The sequence below is a fragment of the Streptomyces sp. A0958 genome (genome assembly GCF_004795035.1).
GTDB lineage: Bacteria > Actinomycetota > Actinomycetes > Streptomycetales > Streptomycetaceae > Streptomyces.
Genome location: NZ_SSBK01000013.1, coordinates 160,489 through 170,686 on the forward strand (window position 1 = coordinate 160,489; position 10,198 = coordinate 170,686).

General features: G+C 72.0%; 8 protein-coding genes and 2 pseudogenes. 7 read left to right on the top strand and 3 right to left on the bottom strand.

Translation table 11 applies throughout. The features are described 5' to 3' along the window. Positions 1-13 precede the first annotated feature (13 nt). Positions 14-691, top strand: a complete 678-nt coding sequence (locus E6P78_RS16070) for an endonuclease V (protein ID WP_136204271.1) — start codon at positions 14-16, stop codon at positions 689-691. A gap of 12 nt (positions 692-703) precedes the next feature. Here E6P78_RS16070 and E6P78_RS16075 read toward each other — a convergent pair whose 3' ends face one another. Continuing rightward, positions 704-1,894, bottom strand: a complete 1,191-nt coding sequence (locus E6P78_RS16075; protein ID WP_136204272.1) for a saccharopine dehydrogenase NADP-binding domain-containing protein — start codon at positions 1,892-1,894, stop codon at positions 704-706. Positions 1,895-2,107: 213 nt separating this feature from the next. On the opposite strand from E6P78_RS16075, the gene E6P78_RS16080 reads away from it, so the two are divergent. Genes E6P78_RS16080 through E6P78_RS16095 form a run of 4 tightly spaced genes read left to right on the top strand, consistent with a single transcriptional unit; the run spans position 2,108 to position 7,870 of the window. Beyond that, positions 2,108-3,259, top strand: coding sequence for a CaiB/BaiF CoA-transferase family protein (locus E6P78_RS16080; RefSeq protein ID WP_136204273.1), 1,152 nt, complete (start codon positions 2,108-2,110; stop codon positions 3,257-3,259). Beyond that, complete coding sequence (locus tag E6P78_RS16085) at positions 3,259-4,401, top strand: acyl-CoA dehydrogenase family protein (RefSeq protein WP_136204274.1); 1,143 nt, start codon at positions 3,259-3,261, stop codon at positions 4,399-4,401. Before E6P78_RS16080 ends, E6P78_RS16085 begins: the two co-directional genes overlap by 1 nt. 51 nt (positions 4,402-4,452) lie before the next feature. Then, entirely contained in the window at positions 4,453-5,667 is a 1,215-nt protein-coding gene (locus tag E6P78_RS16090; RefSeq protein WP_136204275.1) for an acetyl-CoA C-acetyltransferase, read from the top strand. A 31-nt stretch (positions 5,668-5,698) separates the two neighbouring features. Further along, the gene (locus tag E6P78_RS16095; protein ID WP_136204276.1) at positions 5,699-7,870 is read left to right on the top strand and encodes a 3-hydroxyacyl-CoA dehydrogenase NAD-binding domain-containing protein; all 2,172 of its coding nucleotides are present in this window, start codon (positions 5,699-5,701) and stop codon (positions 7,868-7,870) included. A 58-nt stretch (positions 7,871-7,928) separates the two neighbouring features. On the opposite strand, the gene E6P78_RS16100 is transcribed toward E6P78_RS16095, so the two are convergent. Further along, positions 7,929-8,660, bottom strand: coding sequence for a MerR family transcriptional regulator (locus E6P78_RS16100; protein ID WP_136204277.1), 732 nt, complete (start codon positions 8,658-8,660; stop codon positions 7,929-7,931). A gap of 136 nt (positions 8,661-8,796) precedes the next feature. On the opposite strand from E6P78_RS16100, the pseudogene E6P78_RS16105 reads away from it, so the two are divergent. Further along, positions 8,797-9,272: pseudogene (locus tag E6P78_RS16105) on the top strand (macro domain-containing protein). A gap of 187 nt (positions 9,273-9,459) precedes the next feature. Next, positions 9,460-10,068: a TetR/AcrR family transcriptional regulator gene (locus E6P78_RS16110; protein WP_136204289.1), complete on the top strand. Its 609-nt coding sequence runs from the start codon at positions 9,460-9,462 to the stop codon at positions 10,066-10,068. Here the strand turns inward: E6P78_RS16110 and E6P78_RS33420 are convergent. Continuing rightward, a pseudogene (locus E6P78_RS33420) lies at positions 9,989-10,198 on the bottom strand (DUF2236 domain-containing protein); the annotation flags it as partial. The gene E6P78_RS16110 and the pseudogene E6P78_RS33420 sit on opposite strands and share 80 nt — an antisense overlap.

Below are 10,198 nucleotides of genomic sequence, written 5' to 3' on the forward strand. Positions count from 1 at the left end.
GGTTGGCGGCATCATGACAGCCCTTCAGATGCCTGCCGACGCGGCCGGGGCCCGGGCGATCCAGGACGCCCTGCGCACCCGGGTGGTCCTCGACGAGCCGGGCCCGCCGCCGGGCACGGGCCGGGTCACCGGGGTCGACGTCGCCTACGACGACGAACGCGACGTCGTGGCGGCGGCGGCCGTCGTGCTCGACGCCGCCACGCTGGAGGTGGTGGCCGAGGCCACCGCCGTCGGCCGCGTCACCTTCCCGTACGTCCCGGGGCTGCTCGCCTTCCGCGAGATCCCGACCGTGCTCGCCGCCCTGGAGTCCCTGCCGGCCGACCCCGGCCTTGTCGTCTGCGACGGATACGGCAGGGCCCACCCCCGCCGCTTCGGGCTCGCCAGCCACCTCGGCGTCCTCACCGGGCTCCCGGTCATCGGCGTCGCCAAGAACCCGTTCACCTTCACCTACGAGCAGCCGGGCCCCCGGCGCGGGGACCAGTCGCCGCTGCTGGACGGGGAGGAGGAGGTCGGCCGGGCGGTGCGCACCCAGGACGGCACCAAACCGGTCTACGTCTCCGTCGGCCACCGCACCGGCCTCGACAACGCCGTCGCCCACACCCTCCGGCTGGCCCGGGACTTCCGCCAGCCGGAGACCACTCGCAGGGCCGACGCGCTGTGCCGCCGCGCCCTGCGCGAGGCCACCGCCTGACGCAGGGGTACGTCAGCGCACCGCCGCCACCCGGAAGCGCAGCCCGGCCGCCCGAAGCCGCTCCAGCAGCGCGTCGCCCATCGCGGTGGCCGTCGTGACCTGCCCCGAGGTGGCGGGCAGCTCGTCCAGCGCCAGGCACAGCGCCGACTCCGCGAGCATCTTCGCCGTCTCGTCGTAGCCCGGGTCGCCGCCCGACACCTCCGTGAACACCCGCCGTCCGCCGCCCTCGCCGACGAACCGGACCGTGAACCAGCTGCGCCGCCTGCGCTCCGCGTCCGGGCCCGCGCCGGGCTCGTAGCGCCCCAGCAGCCAGTCCCGCGCGGCCGGCACCTGCGCCGCGCCGAGCAGCGCGCCGAGGGCCGCCGTTCCGCCGAGCGCCACCGGCAGGTGCTTGACGGAGGCGTAGTGGCGGTAGCGGAAGTCGGGGCCGTACCGGGCCAGCGCACGCGCCGAGCGGGCGACGATCTGCGCGTCGAGCGTCGGCAGCGGAAGCGCCCAGGTTCCGGTCTCCGCGCTGAAGCGGGGGCGGCCGAGCGGGGCGCGGACGCGGCGGCCGGCCAGCCGCGGCTCGTGCAGCCGGCGCTCCTTCGCGGCGCGCAGCATCTGCGGGCCCCGGCCCATCGCGGTGAGCGCCGAGGCGAACGTACCGCCGGAGAAGACGGCGTTGCTGCGGACGAACCCGTCGATGCGCAGCGGCACGTCCTCGGGCAGCTGCCGGACCGTGAAGTACGCGCCGAGGTCGTGCGGTACGGAGTCGAAACCGCAGGCGTGCACGATGCGGGAGCCCGTCTCGCGCGCCCGGGTGTCGTGCTCCAGGAACATCCGGTCGGCGAACTCCGGCTCGCCCGAGAGGTCCGTGTAGTCCGTCCCGGCCTCCGCGCAGGCGGCGACCAGCTTCTCGCCGTACCAGACGTACGGGCCGACGGTCGTGGCTACCACATGGGCGGACTCGGCCAGCGCGCGCAGCGACCCGGCGTCGTCCGCGTCCGCCTCCAGCAGCGGGAGGTCCGCGCAGCGCGGATCGAGGGCGGTCAGCCGGGTGCGCAGCCGCTCCAGCTTGGCGCGGTCGCGTCCGGCCAGGGCCCAGCGGCAGCCGTCCGGGGCGTGGGAGGCGAGATATTCGGCGGTGAGCACGCCCACGAAGCCGGTGGCGCCGAAAAGGACTACGTCGTAGGGGCGTGCGGCCCCGTTCTGCCTGTTCACGAAAGCCTCCGCGAGGGCCGGCGCCGATAGAGCGAGCCGAGGTTAGCGCGGCCCGTCGTGGCGGTGGGCGGGCGGGAGGGGGTCATGGGGGAGTATCCATGAGTATCCGCGAGAAGAACTAAGCGCTTGCTCGGCCCAAGGGGTTGTGCGGAGCGCGGTGCGTTCTTAGCATCATCGATGTTACATCAGTTGTGTCATACCGCTGGGGGCTCGATGGCAACAACAGAGAACGGTCCGCGCGGCCCGCTCGCCGGGCTGCGGGTGGTGGAGCTCGCCGGCATCGGCCCCGGCCCGTTCGCCGCGATGCTCCTGGCCGATCTGGGCGCGGACGTGGTGCGGGTCGACCGCCCCGGCGGCGCCGGACTCGGCATCGACCCGGCCCATGACCTCACCAACCGCAACAAGCGCTCCGTGCTCCTCGACCTCAAGGCCGCCGACGGCCCGGCCACCGTCCTGGACCTGGTGGAGCGCGCCGACGTCCTCATCGAGGGCTACCGGCCGGGCGTCGCCGAACGCCTCGGTGTGGGCCCCGACGCCTGCCTGGCCCGCAACCCGAAGCTCGTCTACGGGCGGATGACCGGCTGGGGCCAGGACGGGCCGCTGGCCGAGCGCGCCGGACACGACATCTCCTACATCGCGCTCACCGGCACCCTCTCCATGATCGGCAGGCCCGGTGAACCGCCCACCGTCCCGGCCAACCTGGTCGGTGACTACGCGGGCGGCTCGCTCTACCTCGTCGTCGGCATCCTCGCCGCCCTGCAGCACGCCCGTACCCCCGGCGGCACCGGACAGGTCGTCGACGCGGCGATCGTCGACGGCGCCGCCCACCTCGCCACGATGATCCACGGCATGCTCGCGGCCGGCGGCTGGCAGGACCGGCGCGGCTCCAACCTCCTGGACGGCGGCTGCCCCTTCTACGGCTCGTACGAGACCTCCGACGGCCAGTACATGGCCGTCGGCCCGCTGGAGCAGCGGTTCTACGACGAGTTCGTCCGGCTCCTGGGCCTCGGGGACACCGCCCCCGACCGGGGCGACCTCGCCCGCTGGGACGAACTGCGCACCGCCGTCGCCGACCGGTTCCGCACCCGCACCCGCGCCGAGTGGACCGAGGTCTTCGACGGGTCGGACGCCTGTGTGGCGCCCGTCCTCTCGCTCCGCGAGGCACCGCACCACCCGCACCTCGCCGCCCGCGCCACCTTCGTGGAACACGGCGGACTCACCCAGCCCGCGCCCGCGCCCCGCTTCTCGGCCACCCCCGCATCGGTGCGCACCAGCCCGGCCCTGCCGGGCGCGGACACCGACGCCGTCGCCGCCGACTGGGACGTGCCCGGCCTGCGGACCACCCGGAAGGACACCACCGACTGATGCAGCGGCAGATCTTCACCGAAGAGCACGACGCGTTCCGCGAGACCGTCCGCACCTTCCTCGCCAAGGAGGTCCTTCCGCACTACGAGCAGTGGGAGAAGGACGGCATCGTCTCGCGCGAGGCATGGCGGGCCGCCGGACGGCAGGGGCTCCTCGGCCTCGCCGTGCCCGAGGAGTACGGGGGCGGCGGCAACCCCGACTTCCGCTACAGCGCCGTACTCGCCGAGGAGTTCACCCGGGCCGGCGCCCCCGGCCTCGCGCTCGGGCTGCACAACGACATCATCGGCCCCTACCTCACCGGCCTCGCGACCGACGAGCAGAAGCGGCGCTGGCTGCCCGGCTTCTGCAGCGGCGAGACCATCACCGCCATCGCCATGACCGAACCCGGCGCCGGCTCCGACCTCCAGGGCATCCGCACCACCGCCGAGGACAAGGGCGACCACTGGCTGCTCAACGGCTCCAAGACGTTCATCTCCAACGGCATCCTCGCCGACCTCGTGGTCGTCGTCGCGAAGACCACCCCGGACGGCGGTGCCAAGGGCCTCTCGCTGATCGTCGTGGAGCGCGGCGCGGAGGGCTTCGAGCGGGGCCGCAACCTCGACAAGATCGGCCAGAAGTCCCAGGACACCGCCGAGCTGTTCTTCAACGACGTGCGCGTCCCCAAGGAGAACCTCCTCGGCGAGCGCGACGGCGCCTTCATCCACCTGATGACCAACCTGGCCCAGGAACGCATGGGCATAGCCGTCGCCGGGATCGCCGCCGCCGAACACCTCCTGGAGATCACCACCGCGTACGTCAAGCAGCGCGAGGCGTTCGGCCGGCCGCTGTCCAAGCTCCAGCACATCCGCTTCGAGATCGCGGAGATGGCCACCGAGTGCGCGGTCACCCGTACCTTCCTGGACCGGTGCATCGTGGACCACTCCGAGGGCGCCCTGGATGCGGTGCACGCCTCGATGGCGAAGTGGTGGGCGACCGAGCTGCAAAAGCGCGTCGCCGACCGCTGCCTCCAACTGCACGGCGGCTACGGCTACATGACCGAGTACCCGGTGGCCAGGGCGTTCACCGACGGCCGCATCCAGACCATCTACGGCGGCACGACCGAGATCATGAAGGAGATCATCGGCCGCTCGCTGCTCGCCTGACCTCCGCTCGCCGCACCACGCTCGCGCCACCACCCTCGAAAGGCAGCTGTCTTGAGTACCGAAGCATTCGTCTACGACGCGATCCGCACCCCGCGCGGCCGCGGCAAGGTCAACGGCGCCCTGCACGGCACCAAGCCGATCGACCTCGTCGTCGGCCTGATCCACGAGCTCCGCGCCCGCTTCCCCGGCCTGGACCCGGCCGCCGTCGACGACATCGTCCTCGGCGTGGTCAGTCCGCTCGGCGACCAGGGGTCCGACATCGCCCGGATCGCCGCCATCGCGGCCGGGCTGCCGGACACCGTCGCCGGCGTCCAGGAGAACCGCTTCTGTGCCTCGGGCCTGGAGGCCGTCAACCTGGCCGCCGCCAAGGTGCGTTCGGGCTGGGAGGACCTCATCCTTGCGGGCGGCGTCGAGTCGATGTCCCGGGTGCCGATGGGCTCCGACGGCGGCGCCTGGGCGATGGACCCGATGACCAACTACGAGACGGGCTTCGCCCCGCAGGGCGTCGGCGCCGACCTCATCGCCACCATCGAGGGCTTCTCGCGCCGCGACGTGGACGAGTTCGCCGCGCTGTCGCAGGAGCGGGCCGCCGAGGCGTGGAAGGACAACCGCTTCGCGCGGTCGGTCGTCCCCGTCAAGGACCGCAACGGCCTCGTCGTCCTCGACCACGACGAGCACATGCGGCCCGGCACCACCGCCGACTCCCTCGCCTCGCTCAAACCCTCCTTCGCGACCATCGGTGAGATGGGCGGCTTCGACGCGGTGGCGCTCCAGAAGTACCACTGGGTCGAGAAGATCGACCACGTCCACCACGCGGGCAACTCCTCCGGCATCGTGGACGGCGCCGCCCTCGTCGCCATCGGCTCCAAGGAGATCGGTGAGCGCTACGGCCTCACCCCGCGCGCCCGGATCGTCTCCGCGGCCGTCTCCGGCTCCGAGCCCACCATCATGCTCACCGGCCCCGCCCCCGCCAGCCGCAAGGCGCTCGCCAAGGCCGGCCTGACCATCGAGGACATCGACCTGGTCGAGATCAACGAGGCCTTCGCCGGAGTCGTCCTGCGCTTCGCCCGGGACATGGGGCTCTCCCTCGACAAGATCAACGTCAACGGCGGCGCCATCGCGCTGGGCCACCCCCTGGGCGCCACCGGCGCGATGATCCTCGGCACGCTCATCGACGAGCTGGAGCGCCAGGACAAGCGCTACGGCCTCGCCACCCTGTGCGTGGGCGGCGGCATGGGCATCGCCACCGTCATCGAGCGTCTCTGACCCTCCCTCTTCCTACGGAGAACACGAACCCATGACCCAGAGCACGACCATCCGCTGGGAACAGGACGAGACCGGCGTCGTCACCCTCGTACTGGACGACCCCAACCAGTCCGCCAACACGATGAACCAGGCCTTCAAGGACTCCATCGCGGCCGTCGCCGACCGCGCCGAGGCCGAGAAGGACTCCATCCGCGGCATCATCTACACCTCCGCCAAGAAGACCTTCTTCGCGGGCGGCGACCTCAAGGACATGATCAAGGTCGGCCCCGAGAACGCGCAGGCCGCCTTCGACACCGGTACCGCGATCAAGAACTCGCTGCGCCGCATCGAGACCCTCGGCAAGCCGGTCGTCGCCGCCATCAACGGCGCGGCCCTCGGCGGCGGCTACGAGATCGCGCTCGCCTCCCACCACCGCGTCGCCCTCGACGCGCCCGGCTCCCGCATCGGCCTGCCCGAGGTCACCCTCGGCCTGCTGCCCGCGGGCGGCGGCGTCACCCGCACCGTACGCCTCATGGGCATCGCCGACGCCCTGCTCAAGGTGCTCCTCCAGGGCACCCAGTACACCCCGCGGCGCGCGCTGGAGAACGGCCTGGTCCACGAGGTCGCCGCCACGCCCGAGGAGATGCTCGACAAGGCCCGCGCCTTCATCGACGCGCACCCCGAGTCCCAGCAGCCCTGGGACGTCAAGGGCTACAAGATCCCCGGCGGCACCCCGTCGAACCCCAAGTTCGCCGCGAACCTGCCGGCCTTCCCGTCCAACCTGAAGAAGCAGCTCGCCGGCGCCCCCATGCCCGCGCCGCGCAACATCATGGCCGCCGCCGTCGAGGGCTCGCAGGTCGACTTCGAGACCGCCCTGACCATCGAGGCCCGGTACTTCACCGAGCTGGTCACCGGCCAGGTCTCCAAGAACATGATCCAGGCGTTCTTCTTCGACCTCCAGGCCGTCAACTCCGGCGCCAGCCGCCCCAAGGGCATCGAGGAGCGCCAGGTCCGCAAGGTCGCCGTTCTCGGCGCCGGGATGATGGGCGCGGGCATCGCCTACTCCTGCGCGAAGGCCGGCATCGAGGTCGTCCTCAAGGACGTCTCCACCGAGGCCGCAGCCAAGGGCAAGGCATACAGCGAGAAGCTGCTCGACAAGGCGCTCTCCCGGGGCCGTACGACCGAGGCCGGGCGCGACGAGCTGCTGGCCCGCATCACCCCGACCGGCGACCCGGCCGACCTCGCGGGCTGCGACGCGGTCATCGAGGCCGTCTTCGAGGACACCGGGCTCAAGCACCAGGTGTTCCAGGAGATCCAGGACATCGTCGAGCCGGACGCGCTGCTCTGCTCCAACACCTCCACCCTGCCCATCACGGTGCTGGCCGAAGGCGTCGCGCGCCCCGCCGACTTCATCGGGCTGCACTTCTTCTCGCCCGTCGACAAGATGCCGCTGGTCGAGATCATCAAGGGCGAGAAGACCGGCGACGAGGCGCTGGCCCGCGCCTTCGACCTGGTCCGCCGGATCAAGAAGACGCCGATCGTCGTCAACGACTCGCGCGGCTTCTTCACCTCGCGCGTCATCGGCCAGTTCATGAACGAGGGCGTCGCCATGGTCGGCGAGGGCGTCGAGCCAGCCTCCGTCGAGCAGGCGGCGGCCCAGGCGGGCTACCCGGCCAAGGTGCTCTCCCTCATGGACGAGCTGACCCTCACCCTGCCCCGCAAGATCCGCGAAGAGACCCGCAAGGCCGTCGAGGAGGCGGGCGGCACCTGGCCCGGCCACCCGGCGGACGCGGTGATCGACCGGATGGTCGACGAATTCGGCCGCCCCGGCCGCAGCGGCGGCGCCGGCTTCTACGAGTACGACGAGACCGGCAAGCGCACCCGCCTGTGGCCCGGCCTGCGCGAGCACTTCACGAAGCCGGAGACGGACATCTCGTTCACCGACATGCAGGAGCGGATGCTCTTCTCCGAGGCCCTGGACAGCGTCCGCTGCCTGGAGGAGAACGTGCTGATCACCGTCGCGGACGCCAACATCGGCTCCATCATGGGCATCGGCTTCCCGCCGTGGACCGGCGGCGTGCTCCAGTACATCAACGGTTACGAGGGCGGCCTGCCCGGCTTTGTGACCCGCGCCCGGGAACTCGCCGAGCGCTACGGCGACCGCTTCCTGCCGCCCGCGCTGCTCGTGGAGAAGGCGGAGAAGGGCGAGACCTTCCACGACTGAGCCGACGCGCCGAGTGCCGTACCACCCCTCGCCCGGGGCGGTACGGCACTCGGCGCGCTCACTGTGCGGTGAACGCCGCCCGCAGCTCCTCCTTCAGGGAGCGCTGGAAGGCGGTCACCAGCGCCTGGAGCACCATCGGCTGCATGTGCGCGGACAGCGACTTCATCGCCTTGACGTGTTCGGGGTCCGATTCCCGCTCCCGGTACGGGTTCCACACCTCGTCCCGGAAGAGCCGGGTCAGCTCCTGCGCGGCCGAACGGGTGTGCTCCATCAGAACCGTACGGGCGGCGAGGATCGTCTCGTGCGCGATCGGCACGTCGAGCAGCTCCACGCCGAGCCGCAGCAGTCCCGGGTCCAGCCGGTAGACGCCGTCCCCGGGCGCGGACCGCTCCAGCACCCCCATCGCGGCCAGCCGGTCGAGGTCCTGCTCACTGAGCGGACGCCCCGCCCGCCGCTCCAGCTCCGCCCGCGACGCGTCCTCCGCCGAGTCCGGCGCCCAGGACGCCACCAGGGCCCGGTGAATGGCCAGATCGTGGGCGCTGAGATCGGGCGGCAGCTGCTCCAGGTAACGTTCGATCGCGGCGAGCGTCATGCCCTGGTGCTGAAGCTCCTCGATGAGCGCCAGCCGCGAGAGGTGGCCGTGCCCGTAGTGCCCGACCCGGCGGGGCCCGATGACCGGGGGCGGCAGCAGCCCCCGCGTGCTGTAGAACCGCACCGTACGCACGGTCACCCCGGCGCGAGCCGCCAGCTCGTCGACGGTGAGCTTCGGCTCCTCGGCCTCGGTCGCCATGTCCGCTCCTCGTGTCCGGCCTCGTGAGCGGGCCGCCAGGCGCGTGCCCCACTCGGTGCAACAGTATTGCTGTCTCACCATCGATGTGAAAGTGGTTGCCCCGGCGGCTGTCAGTGGCGGCGCCTAGCCTGGACGCATGTCCGGGATCACTTACGTACAAGGGGACGCGACCTCGCCCCGCGGCAAGGGCGTCAAGATGATCGTGCACGTCTGCAACGATCTCGGAGGCTGGGGCAAGGGCTCGTCCTGGCCCTCTCGCGCCGCTGGCCCGAACCGGAGGCGGCCTACCGCAGGTGGCACCGCGAGCGCGCGAGCAACGACTTCGGCCTCGGCGCGGTGCAGTTCGTCCAGGTGACCCCGTCCGTATGGGTGGCGAACATAGTGGGCCAGCACGGGATGCGCCGGGGCAGCAACGGCGCCCCGGTGCGCTACGAGGCCATCGACACGGCATTGGGCACCGTGGCCGACCGGGCGCATGAGCTGGGGGTTTCGGTGCACATGCCCCGGATCGGCTGCGGGCTGGCGGGCGGCAGGTGGTCCCGCATCGAGCCGCTGATAGAAGCCCGTCTGACGGACCGGGGCGTCCCGGTGAGCGTGTACGACTTCGACTGAGAGTGCCGAGCACAAGCAGGCCGGCGGTGGCTCGGCCTTCCCCGGCCGGGCCGTGCGGCCGAGCGGTGAACCACGTTCCGCGCGGACTGGTACAGGAATACGGAACGTGTCACTCTGTTCCGGCTTCTATGGTGGGGTGAACCGGCGGAACGGGGGAGGGCCCATGACGGCACGCAGCACCGACGAGATGTCCCCGGTCCCGGGGCTCGGCGGGGGAGCCGCGCCCTCCGACGCGCTGAGCGAGCAGATCCTGGACGCCGCGCGTGAGCAGTTCATGACCTTCGGGCTGCGCCGCTCGACCGTGGACGACGTCGCCAGGCGCGCCCGCGTCTCCCGGGTGACCGTGTACCGGCGGATCGGCAACAAGGACAGCCTCGTCTCGGCGTGCCTGTTGCGCGAGTACCGCCGGTTCGTCGTGGAGGTCGACGAGGCCGTGGCGGCGCTGCCCACCACGGAGGACCGGCTGGTCGAGGGGTTCGCCGCGGTGCTGCGGCACATCCGCGAGCACCCGCTCATCGGCGGGCTGCTGCGGCTGGAGCCCGAGACCATGCTGCCGTTCCTGACCGTGGAGAGCGGACCGGCCTTCCTGGCGATCCGCGGCTACCTGGCGGGCCGGCTCCGCGAGGCCCGCCGCCTGGAAGGCCGGCCGGAGAGCGACCCGACACCCGTCGCCGAACTGATGGTGCGGATCACCGTCTCCTTCCTGCTCAACCCCGTCAGCTGCTTCGAGCTGGACGACGACACCCAGGTACGCGAGTTCGCCCGCCGCTGCCTGGCCCCGCTGCTCGCCGCCTGAGGGCTGTCCGGGCCGCCTCGTCCGGCAGCGGCTCCAGCGGCCGGCTGGGGGCCCAGTGCGGCCCGAGGTCGTCCAGCCGCCAGCCGAACGGGTACGAACGGGGCTGCGGCCGCGCGGGGAAGCGGCGCGG